This is a genomic window from Bradyrhizobium elkanii WSM2783, from assembly GCF_000472865.1.
In the GTDB taxonomy this organism is placed as follows: domain Bacteria; phylum Pseudomonadota; class Alphaproteobacteria; order Rhizobiales; family Xanthobacteraceae; genus Bradyrhizobium; species Bradyrhizobium elkanii_A.
This window is the reverse complement of the sequence record NZ_AXAP01000024.1, coordinates 72458-98890: the sequence shown is the minus strand read 5'-3', so window position 1 is coordinate 98890 and position 26433 is coordinate 72458. Positions and strand designations below refer to the sequence as shown.

At 63.9% G+C, this 26433-nt stretch carries 22 protein-coding genes; 17 read left to right on the top strand and 5 right to left on the bottom strand.

Features of this window, described 5'->3' with window-relative positions:
* Positions 1 to 125: 125 nt before the first annotated feature.
* Positions 126 to 1346: an NAD(P)/FAD-dependent oxidoreductase gene (locus YY7_RS0121430; protein WP_028165023.1), complete on the top strand. Its 1221-nt coding sequence runs from the start codon at positions 126 to 128 to the stop codon at positions 1344 to 1346.
* Between the two features lie 81 nt (positions 1347 to 1427).
* Here the strand turns inward: YY7_RS0121430 and rbsK are convergent, their stop codons facing one another.
* Both rbsK and YY7_RS0121420 read right to left on the bottom strand, forming a co-directional pair.
* On the bottom strand, positions 1428 to 2339 hold the full coding sequence (gene rbsK / locus YY7_RS0121425; protein ID WP_028165022.1) for a ribokinase: 912 nt from the start codon (positions 2337 to 2339) through the stop codon (positions 1428 to 1430).
* 15 nt (positions 2340 to 2354) lie between these two features.
* Positions 2355 to 3248: a sugar kinase gene (locus YY7_RS0121420; RefSeq protein WP_028165021.1), complete on the bottom strand. Its 894-nt coding sequence runs from the start codon at positions 3246 to 3248 to the stop codon at positions 2355 to 2357.
* Between the two features lie 220 nt (positions 3249 to 3468).
* Here YY7_RS0121420 and YY7_RS0121415 point away from each other — a divergent pair, with 220 nt between their 5' ends.
* The 10 genes from YY7_RS0121415 to YY7_RS0121370 all read left to right on the top strand — a co-directional run bounded on the left by YY7_RS0121415 (position 3469) and on the right by YY7_RS0121370 (position 14065).
* Positions 3469 to 4728: a Glu/Leu/Phe/Val family dehydrogenase gene (locus YY7_RS0121415; protein ID WP_028165020.1), complete on the top strand. Its 1260-nt coding sequence runs from the start codon at positions 3469 to 3471 to the stop codon at positions 4726 to 4728.
* Positions 4725 to 5573, top strand: a complete 849-nt coding sequence (locus tag YY7_RS0121410) for a VOC family protein (RefSeq protein ID WP_028165019.1) — start codon at positions 4725 to 4727, stop codon at positions 5571 to 5573. The genes YY7_RS0121415 and YY7_RS0121410 overlap by 4 nt, the downstream gene beginning before the upstream one ends.
* 114 nt (positions 5574 to 5687) lie before the next feature.
* The gene (locus YY7_RS0121405) at positions 5688 to 6395 is read left to right on the top strand and encodes a TetR/AcrR family transcriptional regulator (protein ID WP_196237303.1); all 708 of its coding nucleotides are present in this window, start codon (positions 5688 to 5690) and stop codon (positions 6393 to 6395) included.
* 208 nt (positions 6396 to 6603) lie between these two features.
* The gene (locus YY7_RS0121400) at positions 6604 to 7413 is read left to right on the top strand and encodes an ABC transporter permease (protein ID WP_028165017.1); all 810 of its coding nucleotides are present in this window, start codon (positions 6604 to 6606) and stop codon (positions 7411 to 7413) included.
* A 64-nt stretch (positions 7414 to 7477) separates the two neighbouring features.
* Positions 7478 to 8473, top strand: a complete 996-nt coding sequence (locus tag YY7_RS0121395; protein ID WP_051396830.1) for an ABC transporter substrate-binding protein — start codon at positions 7478 to 7480, stop codon at positions 8471 to 8473.
* An 11-nt stretch (positions 8474 to 8484) separates the two neighbouring features.
* Positions 8485 to 9330, top strand: coding sequence for an ABC transporter ATP-binding protein (locus YY7_RS0121390; RefSeq protein WP_028165015.1), 846 nt, complete (start codon positions 8485 to 8487; stop codon positions 9328 to 9330).
* A gap of 119 nt (positions 9331 to 9449) precedes the next feature.
* Positions 9450 to 10850: a hypothetical protein gene (locus tag YY7_RS0121385; RefSeq protein ID WP_028165014.1), complete on the top strand. Its 1401-nt coding sequence runs from the start codon at positions 9450 to 9452 to the stop codon at positions 10848 to 10850.
* Complete coding sequence (locus tag YY7_RS0121380) at positions 10847 to 11998, top strand: Gfo/Idh/MocA family protein (protein ID WP_028165013.1); 1152 nt, start codon at positions 10847 to 10849, stop codon at positions 11996 to 11998. The genes YY7_RS0121385 and YY7_RS0121380 overlap by 4 nt, the downstream gene beginning before the upstream one ends.
* Before the next feature lie 10 nt (positions 11999 to 12008).
* Positions 12009 to 13202, top strand: coding sequence for a dihydrodipicolinate synthase family protein (locus YY7_RS0121375; protein WP_028165012.1), 1194 nt, complete (start codon positions 12009 to 12011; stop codon positions 13200 to 13202).
* The gene (locus YY7_RS0121370) at positions 13202 to 14065 is read left to right on the top strand and encodes a sugar phosphate isomerase/epimerase family protein (protein ID WP_028165011.1); all 864 of its coding nucleotides are present in this window, start codon (positions 13202 to 13204) and stop codon (positions 14063 to 14065) included. The genes YY7_RS0121375 and YY7_RS0121370 overlap by 1 nt, the downstream gene beginning before the upstream one ends.
* Positions 14066 to 14096: 31 nt before the next feature.
* Here the strand turns inward: YY7_RS0121370 and YY7_RS0121365 are convergent, their stop codons facing one another.
* From YY7_RS0121365 to YY7_RS0121355, 3 genes are all read right to left on the bottom strand, one after another.
* A complete protein-coding gene (locus YY7_RS0121365; RefSeq protein WP_283807014.1) occupies positions 14097 to 16001 on the bottom strand; it encodes a Spy/CpxP family protein refolding chaperone in 1905 nt (634 codons plus the stop codon).
* A 289-nt stretch (positions 16002 to 16290) separates the two neighbouring features.
* Positions 16291 to 17508 carry an ornithine--oxo-acid transaminase gene (gene rocD, locus YY7_RS0121360; RefSeq protein WP_028165009.1) on the bottom strand — a complete coding sequence of 406 codons (1218 nt, stop codon included), beginning with the start codon at positions 17506 to 17508 and terminating at the stop codon, positions 16291 to 16293.
* A gap of 35 nt (positions 17509 to 17543) precedes the next feature.
* A complete protein-coding gene (locus YY7_RS0121355; protein WP_028165008.1) occupies positions 17544 to 18776 on the bottom strand; it encodes a cytochrome P450 in 1233 nt (410 codons plus the stop codon).
* Between the two features lie 103 nt (positions 18777 to 18879).
* On the opposite strand from YY7_RS0121355, the gene YY7_RS0121350 reads away from it, so the two are divergent.
* The 6 genes from YY7_RS0121350 (at position 18880) to cnbZ (ending at position 26396) form a co-directional block, all read left to right on the top strand.
* A complete protein-coding gene (locus YY7_RS0121350) occupies positions 18880 to 19425 on the top strand; it encodes a thiamine pyrophosphate-binding protein (protein WP_028165007.1) in 546 nt (181 codons plus the stop codon).
* Positions 19422 to 20012, top strand: a complete 591-nt coding sequence (locus YY7_RS0121345) for a thiamine pyrophosphate-dependent enzyme (protein WP_028165006.1) — start codon at positions 19422 to 19424, stop codon at positions 20010 to 20012. The genes YY7_RS0121350 and YY7_RS0121345 overlap by 4 nt, the downstream gene beginning before the upstream one ends.
* Positions 20013 to 20335: 323 nt before the next feature.
* Positions 20336 to 21037, top strand: a complete 702-nt coding sequence (locus tag YY7_RS0121340) for a TetR/AcrR family transcriptional regulator (protein ID WP_080663797.1) — start codon at positions 20336 to 20338, stop codon at positions 21035 to 21037.
* A gap of 1 nt (position 21038) precedes the next feature.
* A complete protein-coding gene (locus YY7_RS0121335) occupies positions 21039 to 22232 on the top strand; it encodes an efflux RND transporter periplasmic adaptor subunit (RefSeq protein WP_028165004.1) in 1194 nt (397 codons plus the stop codon).
* A gap of 17 nt (positions 22233 to 22249) precedes the next feature.
* Positions 22250 to 25348, top strand: coding sequence for a MexW/MexI family multidrug efflux RND transporter permease subunit (locus tag YY7_RS0121330; RefSeq protein ID WP_028165003.1), 3099 nt, complete (start codon positions 22250 to 22252; stop codon positions 25346 to 25348).
* Between the two features lie 304 nt (positions 25349 to 25652).
* The gene (gene cnbZ, locus YY7_RS0121325; RefSeq protein ID WP_028165002.1) at positions 25653 to 26396 is read left to right on the top strand and encodes a 2-amino-5-chloromuconate deaminase CnbZ; all 744 of its coding nucleotides are present in this window, start codon (positions 25653 to 25655) and stop codon (positions 26394 to 26396) included.
* The last annotated feature ends 37 nt before the right edge of the window (positions 26397 to 26433 follow it).

The following is a 26433-nucleotide window of genomic DNA, read 5'->3' as shown; positions in this document are numbered from 1 at the left end:
CCAAATGGCGCCTGCCATCGTTCGGGACGCGGACACGAGCGCCGCACGGACGACGCGAACAAGCCAACATCTAAGTGAGGAAATGGCATGGGTCGCTTCAGCGCGCTCGTAACTGGATTGTTGCGATGACGACAGGACCGGTGATCATCGTCGGCGCGGGGCATGCCGGCTTCCAGCTAGCGGCGTCCCTGCGGCAGGACGGCTTTGCCGAGCGCATCGCGCTCATCAATGACGAAGGCCATCTGCCATACCAGCGTCCGCCTTTGTCGAAGGCTTACCTCAAGGGAACCGGCGGGCCGGAGACGCTGATGTTCCGACCGGGAAAATTCTATCTCGACCAGGGCATCGAACTGATCACCGATCGGTCCGTGTCGATCGATCGTGCTGCGCGAAAGATCATGCTCCATTCCGGCGCGTCGCTCGATTACGGGCACCTGGTGCTTGCGACCGGCGCACGCAACCGGCTGCTCGATATCCCCAATGCCAATCTGGAAGCGGTGCGCTACCTGCGTACCCTGGACGAGAGCGAAGCGTTGCGACATCTGCTCAAGCCCGGCCTGCGCGTCGTCGTGATCGGCGCCGGCTTCATCGGGCTGGAGTTCGCCGCAACCGCGCGCGCGAAGGGGCTTGAGGTCGATGTGGTCGAACTGGCGGGACGCGTCATGGCGCGCGCGGTGACGGCGGAAATCTCCGGCTACTTCCAGTCGCGGCATACGGCCGCCGGCATCCGCATCCATCTCGGCGTTCAGGTCACGAGCATCGAGGCCGATGGCGCCAGGGTGACCGGCGTCAGCCTCAGCGACGGCCGGCATATCCCGGCCGACCTCGTCGTGGTCGGCGTCGGTGTGTTACCGAATGTCGAGATCGTGGCGGAAGCCGGCTTGCCGGTGGCGTCCGGCATCATCGTCGACGAGCATCTGCTCACCTCGGATCCGAATATCTCGGCCATCGGCGATTGCGCGCTCTACAAGAGCGAGCGGTTCGGCGGCTCGCTGCGGCTGGAGTCGGTGCAGAACGCGACCGACCATGCCCGCTGCGTCGCCGCGCGGCTCACGGGCCATGCGAAAGCCTATGATGGGCTGCCGTGGTTCTGGAGCGACCAGGGGCCCGACAAATTGCAGATGGCAGGCCTGACCACCGGCTATGATCGCGTCGTGGTGCGCGGTGATCGCGAGCAGGGACAGTTCTCGGCATTTTGTTATCGCGATGGCCATCTCGTCGGCATCGAATCCGTCAACCGTGCCGGCGACCATATGTTCGGCCGAAGATTGCTCGGCGCTGGCGGCTCGATCACACCGGAGCAGGCGGCCGATCCGTCGTTTGATCTCAAGAGCGCATTGATGTGAATTTGTCGGGTGGGCAAAGCGCAGCGTGCCCACCTTCGAGAGCACAGCATGAAATGGTGGGCACGCTACGCTTTGCCCACCCTACGTGTTGAGTATATTCGCAACCTCTGCCGCAGTCGGCATCGATGGCGCGGCGCCCATTCGTTGCACGCAGATGGATGCGGCGACGTTGGCGTAACCCAGCGCATCACGAAGATTGTTTCCGCCGGCGAGTTGCGAGGCCAGTGCGCCGACGAAGCAATCGCCGGCGCCCGTGGTGTCGATCGCCTTGACCTCGCGCCCGGCCACGATCAGCGGCTCATCTTTGACCAGCGCCAGCACGCCGCGTTTGCCGAGCGTGACGCAGATGATTCTGTCGCTTCCCGCCAATGAATGGGCGGCATCGATAAAGCGGGTGTAATCGTCGTTGTCGCGCAGCTCGCGTCCCGTCAGGAAGCCGAGTTCGGTTTCGTTGAGGACGAGAATATCGACGAGGTCGAGCAATTCGCCGTCGAATTTCCTGGCCGGTGCGGGATTGAGGACCGTGGTGGCGCCGGCGGCCCGGGCGCTCCTGAAAAAGGCGGTGATGGCCGCCTGCGGAATTTCGAACTGGCTCACCGCAATGTCGCCTTTTGCCAGCACGGGCATTGCGACGTCGTCGGCATCGACCAGCGCATTCGCGCCGGGCACCACGACGATGGTGTTATCCGCATCCGCGACGGTGATGATCGCGGTGCCCGTATGCGCCTCGGGCGTGTCCTTGACGAAGCTGAGGTCGACGCCTTGGGCTGCGAGGAACGTCCGCAACTGCTCTCCGAAAGCGTCCTTGCCCAGCCGGCCGATCAGCGTGGATGGCGCGCCGAGCTTGGCGGCGGCGACGGCCTGGTTGGCGCCTTTGCCGCCGGGGAAATAGAGCACAGCGCTGCCCGCAACGGTTTCGCCGACGCGCGGGTGACGCTCGGCGGTTGCGACCACATCCATGTTGATGCTGCCGGCGACGAAAACCCGCCGCATGCCAAGAGCGCTCCCTTACGCGTTGATCTGGAACTCCCGCTTCACCGCCTCGATGTCGGTAAGCGTCGGCAGGCCTGCCTCGTTGCCGAGCTTCTGGATCTTGTAGGTCGACGCCGCGCGCGCGAGTTCGAAATGATCGCTCCAGGTTTTGCCGGGATGCGCGAGATAGGAATAGATGTAAGCGCCATGGAACACATCGCCGGCGCCGTTGGTGTCGATCACGCGCTCGCGCGGGATCGGCAGCGCAGGCATGGTGCGGACCACGCCGGCTTCGTCATACCAGAGCAGGCCCTTCTCGCCCTGCGTCACTCCGCCAACCCGGCAGCCGCGGCCCTTGAGATAATCGAGCATCTTTTCCGGCGTCAGGTCCATCTGCTCGCAGAGGCGCTCGGCGACGATCGCGACGTCGATATATTCCAATAGCTCATGGGTGTTGGTGCGCAGGCCGCCGCCGTCGAGCGAGGTCAGGATGCCATCCTCGCGGCAAAGCTTTGCATAATGAATGGCAGCGTCCGGCTGGTGGCCGTCGATATGCAGCGCGCGGCAGCCCTTCAGGTTCAACAGCGGGAAGGGATGAATATGCTCGTCGTCGCGGCAGCGGACGATGGCGCGCTTGCCATCCTTCGGCATGATGAAGGACAGCGAGGATGAATTGACCTTGCGCGGATGGACGGAGATTCCGTACTTCGCGGCCATGTCCCAGAACATCCGCCCGAGCCAATCATTCGCCATCGTGGCGATCAGGTCCGGCACGATGCCGAGCTTGGCGCAGCAAAATGCCGCAGTGACGGCATTGCCGCCGAAGGAGACCGCATAGGCGTCGGCCACATGTTTCTCGTCGCCGGTCGGCAGATGGTCGGTGATGAAGGTGACGTCGATATAGGTCTGTCCGATGAAGAGGGCCTGCATTCGTTTTCCGTCGTGAGGTGATGGGTGGTCCCGGCGGCAGCTTCAGCTTAGCACCGGATATTATGTGCGTTCGCCGAAATTATTCGCAACCATGCCGTCTTTGCGGCTTGAGATGGCCAAGTGAGCGGACTACCACCGTTCCCGCGTTTGCCAGCATGCCGTCCGATAACGGACGGTGGCTGTCCTGAGTTCCTGGTTGCAATACAATGGGGGTAGGGCGATGACCGTATATTCCGGGCCGGTGTTCGAGATGGCGGCGAACCAGTTCAACGTGATCGCCAACCATCTCGAAATCCCCATGGACGAGCGCGACCGGCTGCTGATGCCGAAACGCTCGGTCACGGTCTCGTGCCCAATCCACCGCGATGACGGCACGGTGGCGGTGTTCGAGGGCTATCGCGTCCAGCACCATCTCACCATGGGCCCGACCAAAGGCGGCACCCGCTTTGCGCCCTCCGTCGATATCGGCGAGGTCGCCGCACTCGCGATCTGGATGAGCTGGAAATGCGCTCTTGTCGGTCTTCCCTATGGCGGCGCCAAGGGCGGGGTCAATGTCGATGTGACGCAGATCTCCAAGCGTGAACTGGAGTCGCTGTCGCGGCGCTACATGCAGGAGATGATTCCCTTCGTCGGCCCGCACACCGATGTGATGGCCCCGGACATGGGCACTAATGAACAGGTGATGGCCTGGTTCATGGATACCTACTCGATGTACCAGGGCCAGACTGTGACCGAGATCGTCACGGGAAAGCCGGTTTCTTCCGGCGGCACCCTCGGCCGGCGCGAGGCGACCGGGCGCGGCGTCGCCTATCTCGCCAGGCGAGTGCTGAAGGAGCTTGGGATCAATCTCTCCGGCGCCACCGCCGTAGTCCAGGGCTTCGGCAATGTCGGTTCCTATGCAGCGCTGGAGTTGCATCACTACGGCCTCAAGATAACAGCGGTCTCCGACCACACCGGCGCGCTCTATGACGAGAAGGGCCTCGACATCCCGGCGCTGATGCACCATGCGCAGCTCCATGGCAGCATCGCGGGCTTCTCCAACGAACTGCATTTCGATCCCGCCGAGGTACTGACGCTGCCCTGCGACGTGCTGGTGCCGGCCGCGATGGAGCGCGTGATCGACGCTCGCGTCGCCGGCAAGCTCAGGTGCCGCGTGCTGGCGGAAGGCGCCAACGGTCCGACCACGCCGGAGGCCGATCTTGTCCTGGACAAGCGTCGAGATGAAATATTCCTCATTCCCGATATCCTCTGCAATTCCGGCGGCGTGGTGGTCAGCTACTTCGAATGGGTGCAGGATCTGCAGCAATTGTTTTGGGAAGAGGAGGAGGTGATGCGACGCGAATACCAGATCCTCGACCGCGCCTTCGAGACGATGTTGAAGCGCGCGAAGACGGACAACATCCCGCATCGCACCGCGGCGATGGCGATCGGTGTGGAGAAAGTCCGTGCCGCCAAGAACACGCGGGGGCTGTTCCCATGATCACCGCGCTCGACCATGTCGTCGTCCTCACCGGCGATATCGAGGCGGCGACAGCGGCTCATGAGACGCTGTTCGCACGCTCGCCAGCGTGGAAGAACGTCAGCGACGGCGCGGCGCGGGTGCTGTTCACGCTGGACAACACATCGGTGGAATTGATGGCGCCGAGCGGCGAGGGCGAGAATGCGGGCCGGATTCGCGCCGTGTTGGCATCGCAGGGCGAGGGGTTAGCGAGCCTGTGCTTCCGCACCAACGATATCGAAAAGATGCATCGCAGGCTGGAGCGGCTGACGCTGCGGCCGGAGCCGGTCTCGGAGGTGGAGAGCCAGGACGAGATCTCCGGCGCGACGCTATCGTGGAAGCGCACCCGCGCCGCCACCGACGCGACGCGCGGCGTGCGGATGTTCTTCCTCGAGCGCGAGCAGGAGCGCCCGCTCTCGGTGCGCACCCAGCCCGCGGGCATCACCGCCATGGATCACGTGGTGGTTGCGACCGCCGATCCCGAACGCGCCGCCGCGCTCTATGGCGCCCGCCTCGGCCTCGACATGGCGCTGGATCGTTCGCACGCAGATTGGGGCCGGCTGATGTTCTTCCGCTGCGGCGATTTGATCGTCGAGGTCGCGCACAAGCCCGGCAAGACGGAGGCCGATGCACCCGACCGCCTGCGCGGCATCTGCTGGCGCGTCACCGACATCGATGCCACTCATGCGCGGCTCGTTGCCGCCGGCGTCGACGTCTCCGAAATCCGCACCGGCCGCAAGCCGGGCACGCGCGTGATGACCGTGCACAGTAGCACCTGCAGCGTCCCGACGCTGCTGGTGCAGCCGTCCGCCCCCGTCGTGGCGTAACGATTCTCTTTCGCTTCGCTCTACCCATCCTACGTCACCGTGACCGCGGAGATTCATTCTCAAACGCCGTCGGGCGTGCTACATCCAACATTCCGACTGAATTGAGCGATCCGATTGGCCAAGGCAAAGCGAGTTCTGAAGTGGCAGCGTGACCCCGAGGGGATGCGGCTGCGCATCCTGGAGGCGGCGAAGGCCGAGTTCGCCACTCATGGGCTCGCCGGCGCGCGCGTCGACAGCATCGCCAAGAAGGCCGGCGCCAACAAGCGCATGCTCTATTACCACGTCGGCAACAAGGAGGACCTCTACCTCGAGGTGCTCGAAGGCGCCTATGAGAAGATCCGCGCCGAAGAACGCGGACTTGATCTCGAACATCTCGAGCCGCCGGAGGCGATCGCGCGGCTGATCGATTTCACCTGGAACTATTTCATCCGCAATCCGGAATTCCTGGCGCTGCTGAATACCGAGAATCTTGCGAAAGCGCGGCATTTGAAGCGTTCGACCAAGGTCAAATCGATGCATTCGCCGTTCGTCGAGATGATCCGCACGGTGGTCACACGCGGCGTGAAGAGCGGGGATTTCCGCGCCGCGGTCGATCCGGTGCAGCTCTATATCTCGATCGCCGCGCTTGCCTTCTTCTATCTCTCCAACAGCGCGACGCTGAGCGTGATCTTCGGCCGTGATCTCTTGTCGAAGGACGCCCGCGATGAACGGCTGGAGCACATGATTGCGCTGGTGCTGGCGGCGTTGACGGGGAAGTCGATCGCAGCGTTCGGCAAGAGCAAGGCGCCGAAGCTGCAGGTGACCGCGCAGCAGGCGGTTTAGCGAAGCTCGAAATTGTTGCATCGCGTCGTCATGGCCGGGCTTGACCCGGCCATCCACGTTTTTCCAAGTCCATAAGGCGTGGATGCACGGGTCAAGCCGGGGCATGACGACCAAATGCGCTCAAAATGCCGCGCGAAATCGGGCTGGACAGTATTTATCCAACGGGTTAATTTCCGGTCCTAGAAACGGTCAAGCAGGGAAGCGGAACGTGGCGGAGAGCAAGGAAGCGGGAGGCCTGTCGAGGCTGCTGAATGCGGCGTGGGTGCGCCCATTTCTGTTCCTGGTGTTCATTGTGGCGGCGTGGGACCTCGCCATCCGCCTGTTCCACATTCCCGCCTACCAGATCCCGTCGCCGGGCGACGTCGTCGCCGTGCTGCAGACGGACTGGCCGGAGCTGCTGCGGCAGTCGTGGCCGACGACCTATGCGACGGTCTGTGGTTTCCTGTTGTCGGCACTGTTCGGCATTCCCGTCGCGATGCTGATCGCGGGGTCGAGGACGGTGGAGAGTTATGTCTATCCGCTTCTGGTGTTCTCGCAGTCGGTGCCGAAGATCGCGATCGCGCCGCTGTTCGTGGTCTGGTTCGGGTTCGGCATCATCCCCAAAGTGATCTCGGCGTTCCTGCTCGGCTTCTTCCCGGTGGTGGTCTCGGCGGTGCAGGGATTCAAGTCTGTTGACCCTGATATGGTCGATCTCGCGCGTGCGATGCAGGGCAGCCGCTTCCAGGTGTTCCGTGCTGTCAACCTGCCGCATGCGATGCCCGCGATCTTCTCCGGCCTGAAAGTGTCGGTTACGCTGGCGGTGGTTGGTGCCGTCGTCGGCGAGTTCGTCGGCTCCAATTCCGGCATCGGCTATGTGATGCAGCGCTCGATCGGAACCTTTGACCTGCCCACGATGTTCGCCGCGCTGGTGATCCTGGCGCTGCTCGGCGTCATCCTGTTCTGGATCGTCGACCGCATCGAACGCCTGGTCATTCCCTGGCATGTCAGCCAGCGCGAGGACATTATTTTCGCTTCGTGAGTTATCCGGAAGGACAACAACAAGAGGTTTCGCCCGCAATGACGGGGAGAGGGAGGAGAACAAGATGCGATTGATAGCTGTGGTCTTGGCGACGCTGACCTGGACGGCGATGTCGGTGCTTCCGGCATCGGCCGCCGACAAGGTGGTGCTGATGCTCAACTGGTATGTCTATGGCGAGCACGCGCCGTTCTATTACGGCAAGGCCAAGGGCATCTATGCCGCCGAGGGCATCGATCTCGAGATCCAGGAAGGCCGCGGCTCGGCCGCGACCACGCAGGCGGTGGCCGCCAAGACCGCCAATTTCGGTTATGTCGACATTCCCACCATGATGCGCGCGGCGGTGAAGGGCGCGCCCGTCATCGCGACCGGCGTGCTCCTGCAGACCAGCCCGATGTCGGCGATGGGCTTCGTCGACAAGAACATCAGGAAGCCAGAGGATATCAAGGGCAAGACGGTTGCGATCACGCCGGCCGATTCGATGACGCAGATTTGGCCGCTGTTCCTGAAGAAGACCGGCCTGAAGGAGAGCGACTTCCAGACGGTTGCCGGCGACGGCCAGACCAAGCTGAATGCGGTCATCAACGGTCAGGCCGATATGTTGCTCGGCTATGTCATGGACCAGTCGATGAAGATCAAGGACGCCACCGGCAAGGACGTCTATCCGATCAAGTTCGCCGACTACGGTATCCATCTGGTCTCCTCGGGCATCATCGCCAACAGCGACTATGTCAAGGCGAATGCCGATCTCGTTCGCCGCTTCATGTCGGCGACGACCAAGGCGGTGGAAGCCGCCGAGAAGGAGCCGAAGGCGGCGGCGCAGTCGATCCTCGATGCCAACCCCAAGGGCGGCAAGATCGACACGCTGACGCAGGGCTTTGAACTGACGATCCCGCTCTATCGCACCGATGAAACCAAGACCAAGCGGCCGTTCCAGGTCACCGACCAGAACATGAAAGACTCCGTCGACCTCATGGTCGAATATGGCGGGCTCGATGCCAAGGCCAAGGACAATCCGAAGGCCTTCTACACCAACGATTATCTGCCGAAGGGCGACTCGTGAAAGCACCTGCAATGAAGCCGGCGACACAGAGCCATGTGGATCAACCAGCCGCGCATCTGCGGCTGGTGTCCGACCGTGCCGCCGGAGAGGCATCCGGCATCAAGCTGTCCGGAGTCTCCAAGACCTACCGCTCGCGCGACGGCGACGTGCCGTCGCTACGGCCGCTTGACTTCCATATCAATCAAGGCGAGTTCTTCGTCGTGGTCGGCCCATCCGGCTGCGGCAAATCGACTTTGCTGAAGATGATCTCCGGACTGCTGCCGCCGACATCAGGCGAGATCCTGGTCGAGGGCGAGCCGGTGACCAAGCCGCACGGCAATGTCGGCATCGTGTTCCAACACGCGCTGCTGCTGCCGTGGCGGAACATCCTCTCCAATGTGATGCTGCCGATCGACATGAAGAAGCTGCCGCGGGAAAAATACCTGCCGCGTGCGAAGGAGCTTCTGAAGCTGGTCGGCCTCGAAGGTTTCGAGAAGAAGCTGCCGTGGCAGCTCTCCGGCGGCATGCAGCAGCGCGCCTCGATCTGCCGCGCGCTGGTGCATGACCCGAAGATCATGCTGATGGACGAGCCGTTCGGCGCGCTGGACGCGATGACGCGCGAGCGCATGAATGTGGAATTGATGCGGATCCAGCGCGAGACCGGCAAGACGGTGCTGTTGATCACGCACTCGATTCCCGAGGCTGTGTTCCTTGCCGACCGCGTGCTCGTGATGACCGAGCGTCCCGGCGCGATTGCGGCGATCTACGACGTGCCGCTGCCGCGGCCGCGCTCGCTGGATGCAATGTCCGATCCGGTCTTCACCGAGCTGGTGCAGCGCATCCGCAAGCACTTCTTCACCCAGGGATCGCTGGACTAGGACATGCAGGGATCGAGTCACCCTGGCGCGGCATCCTCCCACCTCTCCCCGCTGGGGAGAGGTGGAGCCCCGCGGATCCGTTCGTCCAAAATGCATCAGACTGCCGAGGTTTGAAGCTGATGCCGCCCCGTCTCGTTGTCCGAGATATTGCCCTGTTCGAACGTCCGGTTAGCTTTGCCCGGCCGTTCCGCTTCGGCGCGGTCGTGGTCAACGCGACGCCCCAAGCCTTCGTGCGGGTTGAGATCGAGGTGGAGGGGAAGGGCCGGGCGCTAGGTGCGAGCGCCGAATTCCTTGTGCCGAAATGGTTCGACAAGCGGCCAGAGCTTACGCCGGACGAAACGGTGCAGGAGCTGCGGCGGTCGCTCTTGATCGCGCGCGAATTCTATCTCGCCCATTCCGGTTTTGACACCGCGTTCGGCCTGCATGCCGCCTGCATCGGCGCGCAAGTCGCGGCGTGCGCACGCGAGGACATTCCACCGTTGGCGGCAGCCTATGGACCGGCGGAAATCGACAAGGCGATCCTGGATGCGCTGCTCCGCTCCGTCGGCGTCAATTTCTTCGACGGCATGGCGCAGAACGTTGCCGGCATCGATGCGCGGCTATCGCCCGATCTGGCTGACGGTGAAATCGCGGCTTTCCTCGCCGGGCGCAAGCGGCTTGAGCGGGTCGCGATCCGGCACACCGTTGGTCTCGACGACAAGATCGAAGGCGAGGGCGGTGTTGCCGACGCAAGGGAAAACGCCGGCGCGCGCTATTTCAAGCTCAAGCTCAACGGCGATCCCGAACATGATGCGGCGCGGCTGATCCGGATCGGCAATGAGCTGGCAACGCTGCCGTATGACTACAAGGTTACGCTCGATGCCAACGAGCAATATGCCGACCTTGCGGCGCTCGCCACTCTGGTCGACCGCCTCGACCGCGACTGCGCAATGCAGCCGATCGCTGCTAAACTACTCTATATCGAGCAGCCGATGCCGCGCGACATCACCAAGGCCTCGCCGCTCGGCGCGCTGGCTAAAGGCGGCTTCATCATTGACGAGGCCGATGATTCCTACGATGCGTTTCCGGCGGCGCGGGCGCTCGGCTATCGCGGCATCTCCTCGAAATCCTGCAAGGGTCTCTACAAGTCGATCGTCAACGCGACGCGCGCGGCCAAATGGAGCGCGGATGGCGATGCGTTTTTCGTCAGCGGCGAGGACCTGACCTGCCAGGCGGGGCTTGCCGTGCAGCAGGACCTCGCGCTCGGCGCGCTGATCGGCGTCACCCATGCCGAGCGCAACGGGCATCACTATGTCGACGGCTTTGCCGAGACCCCCACCGCCGAGGCGGAGGCATTCCTGTCGGCGCATCCCGATCTCTACGTCCGCGACCGCAAAGTGCGCCTCGCTATCCATGACGGTGATCTCATGACGGGATCGCTGACGACGCCGGGCTTTGCCACATCAGTGCATCCGGACTGGTCCACCCTGTCGCCGCTGGCGAGGCCAATAGCAAGAATTCTGCAGGAGCAAGCATTATGACCACCAAACGTCTCGGCCTGATCATGAACGGCGTCACAGGCCGGATGGGGCTCAACCAGCATCTGATCCGCTCGATCGTCGCGATCCGCAACCAAGGCGGAGTGCTGCTGTCGAATGGCGATCGCATCATGCCCGATCCGATCCTGGTCGGCCGCGATGCCGAAAAGGTCGGCGCGCTTGCCAAGCGCTTCGATATCGCGCGGGTCACCACCGACCTGGACAAGGCGCTGGCTGATCCCAACGACACCGTGTTCTTCGACGCTGCGACCACCCAGGCGCGGCCCTCGCTGCTGGCCAAGGCGATCAATGCCGGCAAGCATGTCTATTGCGAGAAGCCGATCGCGACCAATCTGGAAGAGGCGATCGCGGTCGTGAAGCTCGCCAACGCCAAGGGCCTCAAGCATGGCACGGTGCAGGACAAGCTGTTCCTGCCGGGCTTGAAGAAGCTCGCTTTCCTGCGCGACTCCGGTTTCTTCGGCCGCATGCTCTCGGTGCGCGGTGAGTTCGGCTACTGGGTGTTTGAGGGCGGCTGGCAGGAAGCGCAGCGGCCGTCGTGGAATTACCGCGCTGAGGACGGCGGCGGCATCATCCTCGACATGGTGTGCCACTGGCGCTACGTGCTCGACAACCTTTTCGGCGAAGTGCAGAGCATCTCCTGCCTTGGCACGACCGATATCCCCGAGCGCTATGACGAGAAAGGCAAGGCCTACAAGGCCACCGCCGACGATTCCGCCTATGCGACGTTCCAGCTCAAGGGCGGCGTGATCGCGCATATCAACATGAGCTGGGTGACGCGCGTCTATCGCGACGATCTCGTCACCTTCCAGGTCGACGGCACCCATGGCTCTGCTGTGGCGGGGCTCACCGACTGCGTGATCCAGGCGCGGCAGGCGACGCCGCGGCCGGTGTGGAATCCGGATGAGAAGCGGCTGCACGATTTTTATGCCGACTGGCAGAAGCTGCCTGAGAATGCCGTCTACGACAACGGCTTCAAGGAGCAGTGGGAGATGTTTATCCGCCACGTCTGCGAGGACGCGCCCTACAAATACACGCTGCTCGAAGGCGCCAAGGGCGTGCAGCTCGCCGAATGCGCGCTTCGGAGCTGGAAGGAGCGGCGCTGGATCGACGTCGAAGCGATCAGGCTGTGAGGACAGGATCATGAACAGGCTTGTCCCGCCGATGTCTTCGCTGTCGTTGAAGCTGCCGACCGCGGGTGGCGGCCTCGAGACCTATCGTCTCGCGGCGTCGCGGACGTTTCCCGCCAAGCTCGAGGGCACGCTGAACCGCGTCGCGTTCTCGGCGGCGCATGTCGTCGCCGACCCGCGTGCCGATGTCGATCCGTGGCTCACCGCCGCGGTCGACTGGGACAGGACGATCGCCTTCCGCGAACATGTCTGGGATCTGGGACTGGGCGTCGCGGAGGCGATGGACACCGCGCAGCGCGGCATGGGACTGGACTGGAAGACCTCGCTGGAATTGATCCGGCGCTCGGTGAGCGCGGCGAAGGCCAAAGGCAATGCGCTGGTGTTTTCCGGCGCTGGCACCGACCACCTCGCGGTGCAGGACGCCAGGACGCTGGACGATGTGATCCGCGCCTATGAGGAGCAGATCGCCGCGATCGAGAAGGTCGGTGGCCGCATCATCCTGATGTGCTCGCGGGCGTTGGCAAAGCTCGGGCGGAGTCCGGACGACTACGCCAAAGTCTACGGCCGCGTGCTGTCGCAGGTCCGCGAGCCCGTGATTATCCACTGGCTCGGCGACATGTTCGATCCGGCGCTTGCGGGCTATTGGGGTACGAGCGATCTCGACAAGGCGATGGACACCGCGGTTGCCATCATCAACGCTCACGCAGGCAAGGTCGACGGCGTCAAGGTTTCGCTGCTCGACAAGCAGCGCGAGATCGACATGCGCCGGAGGCTCGATCCGCGCGTCAAGATGTATACCGGCGACGACTTCAACTATGCCGAACTGATCGCCGGCGACGAGCAGGGTTTCTCGCATGCGCTGCTCGGCATCTTCGATGCGATCGCTCCGGCTGCATCCTATGCGCTGTCGCGATTGGCTGCGGGCGATGAAGTCGGCTTCCACGACGTGCTGGGGCCGACGGTGCCGCTGTCACGCCACATCTTCAAGGCGCCGACGCGGTTCTACAAGACCGGCATCGTGTTCATGGCCTATCTCAACGGTCACCAGGATCACTTCACCATGATCGGCGGGCAGGAGAGCACGCGCTCGACGCTGCATCTCGCCGAACTGTTCCGCCTCGCCGATGCTGCGGGTCTGCTCGCCAATCCGGAATTGGCGACGCGGCGGATGAAGACGGTGCTGGCAACGCGTGGCGTTGAGTCCTGATGCGCGATTTTTCTTCCGATCACCGCTGGCTGTCGCTGAACACGGCGACGGTCCGCAAGCAGGGCAACCTGGTCGAGATCATCGAAGCCTGCGCGCGCCAGGGCATCCGCGCCATCGATCCCTGGCGCGATCAGGTCGCGGCCGTCGGCCTCGATCGCGCTGTGCGTGCGGTGCGCGACGCCGGGCTCGAATTGTCGGGCTATTGCCGCGGCGGCATGTTCGTTGCCGACGCTGCGCATCGGCTTGAGGCGCGCGACGACAACCGCCGCGCGGTCGACGAGGCCGCCGCGCTCGGCGCCTCCTGCATCGTCCTTGTGGTCGGCGGCCTGCCGCAATATTCGCGGCCGGGCAGCGCGGCCTCGAAGGACATAGCGGCAGCGCGCACGCAGGTGCATGACGGCATCGCCGAGATGCTGGAATATGCGAGAGGGACAAAGCTCCCGCTTGCAATCGAGCCGCTGCACCCGGCCTATGCCGGCGACCGCGCGTGCGTGAATACGACCAGGCAGGCGCTTGATATCTGCGACGCGCTGGACCCGCAGCGGAGCGGCATGCTCGGCGTCGCGCTCGATGTCTATCACATCTGGTGGGATCCGGAGTTGATGGGCCAGATCGCGCGCGCGGGCAAAGACCGGTTGCTTGCGTTTCATGTCTGCGACTGGTTGGTGCCGACCAAGGACATCCTCAACGACCGCGGCATGATGGGCGACGGCGTGATCGACATCAAGTCGGTGCGCGTGGCCGTCGAAGCACAAGGGTATGCGGGCTATTCGGAGATCGAGGTCTTTTCCAACGACTGGTGGAGCCGGCCGATGGATGAGGTCTTGCGGATCTGCATCGAGCGGCACCGGACCGCGGTTTAGGGTCGGTACTCAAGGCTCCCTGAAAGCGTGGTCATTGGCCTGCAGTCTGCTGCAGCGTGTTGAACCGCGCTTTCTGCTCGCTGCTCAGCGTGGCATAGAACTCGTCCAGTCTGGCTTGCACCCAATCGGCTGCCTCCAGCATGGCCTCGAGCCGCTTTTCCATCGCCTCAAGCCGTCCGACCGGCGTCAGTGGCACCTCGTCCGGGCAGGCAGCTTGCAGCCCTGCAACCGCTTTCTTCGTCGCGTTGCTCAAACGGTCGAGCGCATCCTTTTGCTTGCCCGCGGGGCGTATCACCGCTTCGATCCGTTCGATCGGCAGCTGCGTCAGGCTGGACTTCGGATCGCCGCAGGCCTCGGACGCTTCCCGCTGCGGCTGCTGTTGCGAACGATCGCCGACATTCGGGCCGAGCGCATTGAATCGCGCCTTCTGCTCATCGTTGAGCGAGTCATAGAACCTCTCCAGCGCCGGCCGCACGATCCTCACCGCCTCGAGCGTGGCGGTGATGCGGTCCGTCATCGCCCGCAAGCGGCCGGGCGGCGTCAGCGCATAGGATTCGCCGCAGGATTGCTTGAACACGTCGGCAGCCTTTGCCGCCGCAATCTTCAATTCATCGAGCAAAGCGCGCTGCTCGGGAGTCGGTTGGACGGCCCGCGTGATGTCGGCAATCGGCCAGGCGGTCACGCCCTTATCCGGAGCTTCGCACACTTGCCGCAGAGCCTCTGGGCTCGCGCTTGGGCGTCCGCGGCCTCGGTATTCGGTGATCGGCGCGCCCGGGTCCGGAGATCTGGCGTAGGCAGAATAGCGGCTATCCGCACCCCAGAACACGGTGTCGACGAAGTCGTCGTAAGCGTAAGCCCAATAGCCGGGTTCGTAGGCATAGGGCCAGAAGGTGTAGTTGAAGATGTCGGAATAGGCGTAGGGCCAGAACACCGGGCCGAGCCAGGCCACAAACACGGCGTGCTTGCCGTGCCGCCAGGCATGGCGGGGGGCCCAGGCCTGCTCCCGGGCCGTGAGCGCTGCTTGGGGTTGCAGGGCATCATTGCTCCGGAACTGTGCGGCAAATCGCCCGCGTGCTGCAGCCGCAACCGAGGCAACAGAAGCCGCGCGCCCAACGGTAGTAGGCTCAGGTCCCAAGCTCTGCAGGCGCGCCTGATCCTGTCGCTGCATGAACTGCTCGCGCTGGAGCAGGCGGTTCTGGGCCTGCAGCAACCGCTCCTGCGCGCGCTGTGCACGTGGGCCTTCTACTTTTTGCGATTGCAATTGCTGCACGCGCTGCTGCAGGCGATCGATACGGGTCTGGCGCTCGGCGCTCTGGCGCGAAAGCATCTCACGCTGCCGCTCCTGCGCAGAGGCGGGCCGTTCGGCCGGTCCCAACTGCTGCATGCGCGCCTGATCCTGTTGCTGCATGCGCTGCTCGCGCTGGAGTAGGCGGCTCTGGGTCTGCAGCAACCGCTCCTGCGCGCGCTGTGCACGTGGGCCTTCTGCCTTTTGCGATTGCAGTTGCTGCACGCGCTGCTGGAGGCGGTCGATGCGGCCCTGCCGATCCGCGGTCTGGCGCGAAAGCGTCTCGCGCTGCCGGTCCTGCACGATTTGCTTTTGCTGCTGGATGCGCTGCTCGCGCTGTTGCGCGCGCTGTTCGATCTGCTGCTGTCGTGGCGGCCGCTCGCTCACCGTCGGCGGTGTGCTCGGGCGCGACGGTGTAGCGATATGGGGTGTCGGTCGCGGTGCCATCGCCGGACGCTGCGGCGGCGTAGCAACGCGTGGGGCGGCCGGGCGCGACGGCGCGGCGACGTGGGGCGTTGGGCGTGGCGGCGGTGCCGCGATGTGCGGGGTCGGGCGCGGCGCCATGGCCGGTCGCGGCGGCGCGGCCGGCCGTGCCATTGCCGGCGGCGCGCCGGGGCGAGCCATGGCGGGCGGTGCGGCGGGACGAGCCATGGCGGGTGGTGCTGCGTGTCGCGGCGCCGCCGCAGCCACTCCTGGATGCCCAGCCCTTATCTGTGCCTGGGCGGACGGGCCAACGCCCGCCGCAATCACGGAGACGCCAACAAAAAAAGCCGTAAGGTAAGTACCACGTGGAAGCATGATCTGCAGCTCCCCGCCAGTCCTGGTCACCCGGGACTCCTAAACGTGCGAGCGCCCGAATCGTTCGCAACTGGCAGCGATCAGCACTGCGATCTTGCGACGCAGGTAATCGCGATCAAGCCGAGTTGCCGAGCGTGAGCGGTCAGGAGAGATCCAGCTTCAAGGCAGCATCGATCCTCTCCAGCGCCCAGTCGACGTCATCGCTGTTGATCACCAGCGGCGGCGAAATGCGGATCGTGTGTTCGTGGGTGTCCTTGGCGAGGATGCCTCTGGCCCGCAGGGCCTCGCAATAGCGACGCGCGCGGCCGGCCTCCGGATGCAACTCAACCGCCAGCATCAAACCGCGTCCGCGCACCTCGCGGATGATGTTGGCGCGGATGCTCTGCAATCCCTCGAGGAAGCGCGCGCCCTGCCGGGCCGCGTTCTCGATCATCCCTTCCTCGACCAGTACACGCAGCGCGGCGCGGGCCACCGCGCAGGCGAGCGGGTTGCCGCCGAAAGTCGAGCCGTGCTGGCCGGGTTTGAACGTGCCGAGGACTTCGTTGTTCGAAAGCACGGCTGACACCGGATAGAAACCGCCGGACAGCGCCTTCCCGAGCAGCGTCACATCGGCTTCGATCCCTTCGTGCTGTTCGGCGAGCAGCTTGCCGGTGCGGCCAAGTCCCGTCTGGATCTCATCGAGGACCAGCATGACGTTATGCGCGGTGCAGAGCTCGCGCACCCGGGTGAAATAGCCTGCTGGCGGGATGATGACGCCGGCTTCGCCCTGGATCGGTTCGACCAGGAAAGCGACGGTGTTCGCCGTGATCGCCTCCTCGAGCGCCCTTTCGTCGCCGAAGGCGATGATCCGAAAACCCGGCGCGAACGGCCCGAAATGCTTGCGTGTCTCGGGGTCGGTAGAGAAGCCGACAACGCCGAGGGTGCGTCCGTGGAAATTGTTGGAACAGACGATGATCTCGGCCTGTCCGTCCGGTACGCCCTTCACCTCGTAGCCCCATTTGCGCACGGACTTGATCGCGCTCTCTACCGCCTCGGCGCCGCTGTTCATCGGCAGCACCTTGTGGGAGCCGGTCAGCTCCGCGAGTTCCTGGTAGAAGGGGGCGAGCTGGTCGTTGTGGAAGGCGCGTGAGGTCAGCGTCAGTCTGCGCGCCTGTTCCACCATTGCGGCCAGGATTTTTGGATGGCAGTGGCCCTGGCTGACCGCCGAATAGGCCGCAAGGCAATCGAGATAGCGGTTGCCTTCGATATCCCACACCCAAACGCCTTCGCCACGCGACAGGACGACGCCCATCGGCTCGTAGTTATAGGTGCCAAGGCGCGCTTCGGTTGCGAGGAAATCAGTGACTGGCGGACTGCTCATCTTTCGTCACTTCAGTTTGCGCACCTTTCCACATTCTAACCGATAATGCACGGCACGCTCAAAAATCCCCGAAACCGCACCCGGCCGCCGCGGGTCGGCTCGCCGGCGAGCGCGTAATTCGGGAAGCGGGCGAGGAAGCGCGAGATCGCGATGGCGCCTTCGAGCCGCGCGAGCGCCATGCCGGCGCATTGGTGCGCGCCGGTGCCGAAGGCGAGATGGCGGTTCGGGGTGCGGGCGATGTCGAAACGTTCGGGGTCAGGAAATTGCGCGGGATCGCGGTTGGCGGCGCCGATGCAGAGCGTCACCGGCGTGCCCGCGGACATCTTGATGCCGCCGAGCTCGACCTCTTCCACGATCATGCGGTTGCCGAGCTGGTTCGAGCTCTCGTAGCGCAGCATCTCCTCGACCGCGGTCTTGATCAGGTCGGGCTGCGAGATCAGCCGCTGCTTTTCCTTGGGATAGCGCAGCAGCGTCACCAGGCCGTTGCCGATCAGATTGGTCGTGGTCTCATGGCCGGCGTTGAGCAGAAAGATGCAATTGTGTAGCAGTTCCTGCTCGGTCAGTCGCTCGCCATTGTCCTCACCATTACCTTCGCCTTGGATCAGCCGCGTCAGCACGTCGCGTTCGGGATTGCCCGGCTTGGCGCGCCGTCGCTCGACCAGCGTCTCCAGATAGGCGAGGAAGTCCTTCACGGCCTTGTTGCCGCGCGCAAATTGCTCCGATGAGATCACCGGCTCAAGCGCGCCCAGGATCGCGAGCGACCAGTCGCGCAAGGGGCCGCGCTCGTCGTGGGGCACGTCGAGCAGATTGCCGATCACCTCGACTGGGATCGCAGAGGCGAAATCCTCGATCAGCTCGACCTTGCCTTTGGCGGCGATCGCATCGAGCAGGCCGTCGATCAGGCGGATCAGGTCGGGCTCCATTGCGGCGATCGCGCGCGGCGACAGCGCACCCATGATCAGGCGCCGCACGCGGGTGTGCGCCGGCGGGTCGTTGAAGACGAGGCTCGTGGTGTGATGCTCGTAGAGGAGGGAGTCGCCGTATTTCGGCGAAAACTCCTTCTTCTTGTCGGAGGAGAACGCTTTCGTGGTCTTGTAGGCGGTGACGAGATCGTCGTAGCGGGTCAGGAAATAGGAGCCGTTGGGCAGGCGCTTGACCGGCGCGTTATCCCGCAGTGCACGATAGGTCGGGTAGGGATTGGCATAGAATTCCGGCGTCAGCCGTTCGAGGTCGAAACTTTCAGCCAGCTCTCGTGCGTTTCCTGTCATGCTGCCATTCTCTTTTTGAGAACTGATATGCCGTTTTTGTTCTTCCGGAAAGTGCCGCCCGCTTTACAGTTCGCTTGCCTCGCTTCTTCCTTCGGAAACGCCCATGCATGCCCGCACTGAAACTGCCTCCGACAGCCAGCCGGCCTGGCCGGAAGAGATTTTCTCGACATTGCAGCGCTTCGATGTCCGCCAGGTGCCTTACGTGCCCGACGCCGGGCACTCGCAGCTGATCGAGCGCGTGCTCGGCTCCGCCACCATGCGCGGCATTCCGCTGACGACGGAGGAGGAGGGCGTGGCGCTGCTGCTCGGCGCCTGGGCCGGCGGCCAGCGCGGCGTGCTGCTGATGCAGTCGAGCGGTGTCGGCAACTGCATCAACATGCTGTCGCTGACGCAAGTGTTCCGCTTCCCGTTCCTGACGCTGGTGACGATGCGGGGCGAATGGGGCGAGTTCAATCCGTGGCAGGTGCCGATGGGATCGAACACGCAGGCCGCCTTCGAGCTCTGCGGCGTCAAGGTGCTGCGGGCGACGCATCCCGAGGAAGTGCGCGAGGTCGTCGAGGCCGGCGCGGCGCAGGCCTATAACGCTGCAACGCCGACCGCCGTGCTGCTGTCGCAGCGGCTGATCGGGGCAAAGGTGTTCGTGAAATGAGTAAGGCCAATCTTCTGGACCGCCGCGCGGTCGTCTCTGAGCTGCTGAAGAACCGTAACGGCGCGATCGCGGTCGGCGGCCTCGGCGCTTCGACCTACGACATCGCCGCCGCCGGCGATGATGCCCGCAATTTCTATCTCTGGGGCGCCATGGGTGGCGCGGTCATGATCGGGCTCGGGCTCGCGCTGGCGCAACCCAAGCTGCCGGTGATCGTCATCACCGGCGACGGTGAGATGCTGATGGGGCTCGGGAGCCTCGCCACCGTCGGCGCGCAGAAGCCCGCCAACCTCTCCATCGTCGTGCTCGACAACGAGGCCTATGGCGAGACCGGAGGACAGGTCAGCCATACTGCCGCTTCGGTCGACCTGGTCAGTGTCGCAAAGGCCTGCGGCATCGCCGACAGCCGCGCGATCACGACCGTGGCGGAGGTCGAAACGTTCGCGCTGTCGCTGAAGGAAGCGAACCGCGGCCCGCGCTTTGCCAATGTGAAGATCGACGGCGCCAATCTGGAACGGGTGCTGTCCAACCGCGACGGAACCTTCATCGTCAACCGGCTGCGCGGCTCGCTAGGCTACCAGCCGATTTAGGAAGTTTCGTAGCCCGGGTGGAGCGCAGCGCAACCCGGGATCTGCGAGTCAATGTTGAGAGCCGCCCAGGTTACGCTGGCGCTCCACCCGGGCTACGGCCCTCATCCAAATTGCTTGCGACTCAATCCCTCTCCGTGAGAAGGGGTGCAGATCCCGTACCCGTCGGCCGCGTGTTTGCCGATTTTTGTCAAGTGTGACATCGCGTTATCCTCGTGGCGGTACAAGACCTTATCGGGAGCTTGGCGCGTGACCCAACCTTAAGTTCTGTTTTTGCACTGCCGTAAATTCTTGACATTCTTTAAGGTGAGTGATTACTCACGCGCATGTCTACCCTGCGCATGACAAGTGACTTGCGGCGTCAGCTGATCCTGAGCGCCGCCAAGCGGTGCTTCGCCCGCCATGGCTTTGCCGGCACCACGACCAAGAGCGTGGCGGCCGCCGCTTCCATTTCGGAAGGGCTGTTGTTCAAGCACTTCCCGTCCAAGGCGGCGCTTTACGCCGAGATCCTCGCCGAAGAGTGCGAGGCCGATCCGGATCTCGCGCACCTGCTCGGGCAGGACCCCTCGACCGCAACCCTGGTCGAACTTGTGAAGGGCATGGTCGGGCATTTCCTGGAGGTATCACAGGGGCCGGACGAGGAAGAGGCGCAGCGGCTGCGGCTGATGACCTCCAGCCACCTCGACGACGGTGAGTTCGCGCGCCTGCTATACGGCAAGGTCGGCGAACTGATCGCGCCGGTCTTCACCGCATCGATCGAACGTGCCGTTGCCGCCGGCGACGCCACCCGCATCGGCAGCGTGCCGCTCAACCTGTTCTGGTTCGCGCACCACGTCGTGCTGATGTCGGCGCTAACGCGGCTGCCGACGACGCCGTGCCTCACCTACGGCGGCGCGCCCGACCTCGAGCGCCAGCTTTCCGAATTCATCCTGCGCGGCATCGGGCTGACCGAAGCCGCGATTTCCTTTTATTTGAACCGTCAGCCGTCACCGAGCCAGGGACAATCGGTAACAGCAGAAAGTGCATGACATGAACATCGTGACCGAAACCAACATCAAGGGCGAACCGATCGAAAAAAAGCCGCATAAGCGGCCGGTCAGGATGGGGCGCTGGTTCATCATCGTTGGATTGCTGCTGGGGGTCGTCGTCGGCGGCCTGGTCTGGTTCAACTATTTCCGCGCCAAGATGATCGGCGAGTTCTTCGCTAACATGAAGCCGCCGCCGGTGACGGTGAATGCGGCCGAGGCGAAATCGGAAGTCGTACCCAACCTTTTGACCGCGGTCGGCGAACTCGCCGCCGTGCACCAGGTCAACGTCACCTCCGACGTCTCGGGACGCATCACGGATATCCTGTTCACCGCAGGCGCCGAGGTAAAGGCGGGTGCGCCGCTGCTCCAGTTGTTCGACGGGCCGGAGCAGGGCGATCTCGCCAGCTTCAAGGCGCAGGCGACGGTGGCACAGCTTTCGCTCGATCGCGCCAAGCAGCTTGCCGCGCGCAATTTCGGGCCGCAGGCTACGGTCGACCAGACCCAGGCTGCGTATGACCAGGCCCTGGCCGGCATTGCCAAGACCGAGGCGCTGATCTCGCAGAAGCTGGTCCGCGCCCCCTTCAATGGCGAGCTTGGCGTGCGCAGGGTCGAGGTCGGTCAATATCTGACCGCAGGCAACCAGATCGTGTCGCTGACCGATCTGTCGATGCTCTACGACAATTTCACGGTGACCGAAAAGGACAGCGGCCAGCTCAAAGTCGGCCAGACCGTCCGCATCAAGGTGGACGCCTATCCGGATCGCGTCTTCGAGGGCAAGCTGACGACGATCGAGCCGCAGGTCGCGACCGACACCCGCAACATCCGCGTGCAGGCCACCGTCGCCAACCCCGAAAAGATCCTCAAGCCCGGCATGTTCGCGACCACCACGGTGGTGCTGCCCGACAAGCCGCCGGTGATCACGGTTCCGGAAACCGCGGTCGACTACTCGCTCTATGGCGACTCGGTCTACCTGATCACCGAGAAGAAGGAGAACGACGGCAAGACCAGCCTGACGGCGGTGCGTACCTTCGTGCAGACCGGCAAGCGATTTGGCGGCCGCACCGAGATCGTCCGCGGCCTGAAGGCCGGCGACCGTATCGTGGCGCTCGGTCAGATCAAGCTGCAATCGGGCGCCGCGGTTGCGATCTCCACCGAGCCGACGCCGCCGATCCCAGCCGAACCGCCGCGCTACTGAGAAGCAGGACCCCGTAAATGTCCTTCACCGACATCTTCATCAAGCGGCCGGTCCTGTCGGTCGTCGTCAGCCTGCTGATCCTCCTGATCGGCTTGCGGGCGGCGACCGTGCTGCCGATCCGGCAATATCCGAAACTGTCGAACACGGTGGTCAACGTCACCACCAGCTATCCCGGTGCGTCGGCCGACCTGATCCAGGGCTTCATCACGACGCCGATCGAGCAGGCGGTCGCCTCGGCCGAAGGCGTCGACTACATCACCTCGTCCTCGGTGCTCGGCACCTCCACGATCCAGGTCTACATCAAGCTGAACTTCGACCCGAACCAGGCGCTCACCGAGGTGCTGGCCAAGGTCAACTCGGTCAAATACCTGATCCCGAAGGAATCGAACGACCCGGTCGTCACCAAGACCACCGGCCAGACCACGGCCGTGATGTATCTCGGCTTCTCCAGCGAGGAGCTGTCGGGATCGGCGATCTCGGATTACCTCACGCGCGTGGTCCAGCCGTTGCTGTCGACGGTTGACGGCGTGGCTTCCGCCGACATCCTCGGCGGCCAGACTTTTGCGATGCGATTGTGGCTCGACCCGATCAAGATGGCGGGGCGCGGCGTGTCGCCCACGGATGTTGCGCAGGCGATTGCGTCCAACAACTTCCAGGCCGCCGCCGGCCAGTCCAAGGGCTACTACATCGTCTCCAACGTTTCGACCAACACCGATCTGCGCAACATCGACGAGTTCAAGCGCATGATCGTGAAGTCGAGGGAGGGCGGCTTCGTCCGGATGGAGGATATCGCGCAAGTCGAACTTGCCGCCCAAAGCACGGACGCGAGCGTCGCGTTCAATGGCGAGCATGCGATCTTCATCGGTATCAACGCGACCCCGCAAGGTAACCCGCTGACCCTTGTGAAGGGCGTCCGCGCCCTATTCCCGGAACTCGAGCGCAACCTGCCGCCGTCGCTGAAGATGAAGGTGGCCTACGATTCCACCAAGTTCATTCAATCGTCGATCGATGAGGTGGAGAAGACACTCGGCGAAGCCGTCGTGATCGTCATCGTGGTGATCTTCCTGTTCCTGGCCTCGATCCGCTCGGTCATCATCCCCGTGGTGACGATCCCGCTATCGCTGGTCGGCGTCTGCAGCCTGATGCTGGTCATGGGTTTCAGCATCAATCTCTTGACCCTGCTCGCGATGGTGCTCGCGATCGGTCTCGTGGTCGACGACGCCATCGTTGTGGTGGAGAACATCCACCGCCATCTCGAGGAGGGCAAGACGCCGGTACAGGCGTCACTCATCGGCGCGCGCGAGATCGTCGGTCCGGTCATCTCCATGACCATCACGCTCGCCGCGGTGTACGCGCCGATCGGCTTCCTCGGCGGCCTCACCGGTGCGTTGTTCCGCGAATTCGCCTTCACGCTCGCGGGCTCGGTGATCGTGTCGGGCGTGATCGCGCTGACGCTGTCGCCCATGATGTGCTCGGTGCTGCTGAAGAACACCGAGGAAGGGCGTTTCGCGCGAGCGGTCAACCGCGTGTTCGGTTCGTTGACGCGCTGGTACGGTCGGAAGCTCGACCGCTCGCTCGATTACCGACCGATCACCGGCCTGTTTGCGCTGACCATGCTCGGCCTCGTCGGCTTCCTCTACATGCACACGATGAAGGAGCTCGCGCCCGAGGAGGACCAGGGCATCGTGTTCGCGCTGACCAAGGCGCCGAAATACGCCAACATCGACTACATCGACTTCTACGGCGAGAAGATGGACAAGGCGTTCCAGAAGTTTCCGGAGACGGATCTGCGCTTTATCCTGAATGGCACGCCGAGTGCGCAAAGCGGCATCGCCGGCATGCTGCTCACCCCGTGGGACGAGCGCAAGCGTTCGTCGATCGCACTGAAGTCGCTGGTGCAGGCGGAGCTGTCCAAGATCGAAGGCGTCAATGCGTTTGCCTTCAACCTGCCGCCGCTGCCGGGTGGTCCGGGCGGCCTGCCGGTGCAGATGGTGATCAATTCGACCGTCAGCTTCCAGGCCATCTATGAGCAGATGGAGAAGTTGAAGGCAGCCGCCCGCAAGAGCGGTATGTTCATCGTCTCCGACAGCGATCTCGATTTCAACCAGCCGGTGGTGCGTGTCCGCGTCGACCGCTCCAAGGCAAGCGACCTCGGCATCAACATGCAGCAGGTCGGCGCGACACTGGCCACGCTGCTCGGCGGCAACTACGTCAACCGCTTCAATCTGGAGGGACGCTCCTACCAGGTGATCCCGCAGGTGCCGCGTGCCGTCCGCCTGTCGCCGGAGGCGCTTGGCGGCTACTACGTGCCGACCAACACCGGACAGTTGGTGCCGATCTCGACCGTCGTCTCGATCGAGACGGGCACCGATCCGAACGCGCTGACGCACTACAACCAGCTCAACTCGGCGACCTTCTCGGCGGTGCCGATGCCGGGCGTGACGGTGGGCCAGGCGGTCGACTTCCTCGAAGGTGAGGCCAAGAAACTGCCGGCCGGCTTCGGCCATGACTATCTGGCGGACTCGCGGCAATATGTGCAGGAGGGCAACCAGCTCGTCATCACCTTCGCGTTCGCCGTGATCATCGTCTTCCTGGTGCTGGCGGCGCAGTTCGAGAGCTTGCGCGACCCGCTGGTCATCATGGTCTCTGTGCCCATGGCGATCGTCGGCGCCCTGATCCCGCTGTTCTTCGGCGTCGCGACGATGAACATCTATACCCAGGTCGGATTGCTGACGCTGGTCGGCCTCATCACCAAGCACGGCATCCTGATGGTGGAGTTCGCCAACGAACTGCAGCTCAACGAGGGGCTCGACCGCCGCTCGGCGATCGAGATGGCGGCGCGCATCCGGCTGCGTCCGATCCTGATGACGACGGCGGCGATGGTCACCGGCCTGCTCCCGCTGTTGACCGCGTCGGGTGCCGGTGCGGCCAGCCGGTTCTCGATCGGTCTCGTCGTGGTCGCGGGCATGCTGATCGGTACGCTGTTCACGCTGTTCGTGCTGCCCGCGGTCTATGTCACGATCGCCACCGATCACCGGGCGAAAGCGACTTCAGAGCGCAACAAGCAGATCGCCGACTACGAGCTCGGCGGTGACGGAGCGCTCAAGCCTACCTGAGACTTCTTGGCCCCAAAGTCTCAGCGAAAGGGCGGCGACGGTTCTACCGTTGCTGCCCTTTTGGTTTTTGTGGACAGCATGTCTGCTGTCGTCCCGGGCTTGACCCGGGACCCATAACCACAGGGAGGTGTTGTACGCGAGCAAGCGGTTATAGCTTGGCCCATCGCATGGGCCTGTGGTTATGGGTCTCGGATCGGCGTTCGCTTCGCTCACTTGTCCGGGACGACGGCGAGTTTCCTTGCTAGAAAGTCGCAAGCTCTTCAGCATGCGCGCATAAACAACTGAGCTTTAGGGGGAAACAGACATGGTGAGCGACTTCGCGCCCGGCAATTATCGCTTCATTCCGGCCGTGTTCCAGTATTCGAGCGGCGCGGCCGCCAATCCCGGCTTCGAGGTCGAGCGCGTGCGCTTTGACAGGCTGGTGCCGCTTGCCGAGGGTTTTGCGCGGATCGCAAGTCATATCCAGGCGGCGGGTCGGCCGCTGACCTCGTTCTGCGCCTGCGAATTGCGTTCGCCGGCGGCGGTCTCGGAGCAGGGCTTTCGCGCCTTCAACGAGCATTATGTGAAGACGCTCGCGGAATGGGGGCTGTTCGATGGCAACACCAATCCGGTGGCGCGCAGCAATGTCTGTCCCGAAATCGATCCTCCCGCCGAGCCGTCATTCTACGCATTCTCGTTCACACGCCCGAGCACGGGAACCTCGCCGTCCTTCGTCATCGCCGGCGGCGCCGAGGCGCGCGGCGGTACCGGCAGCTATCCCGAGCGCATCGTGCGCTATCGCGACGTGAGCGCGGAAGCCTGGAAGGAGAAGGTGCGCTTCACCGTCGGCGAAATGGAGCGGCGGCTCGCCGAATTCGGTTCCACCTGGCAGGACACCACCGGCGTGCAGGTCTACACCGTGCACGATTTCCATCCGCATCTCGCCGATGAACTGGTGCGCCGCGGCGCCACCCGCGCCGGCCTGACCTGGCACTTCGCCCGGCCGCCGGTGGTCGATCTCGAATACGAGATGGATTGCCGCCGCGTGCTGCGAGAGCTGGTGATCTAAAGCGCGCTATATCCCCTCATCCTGAGGAGCGTGCAGC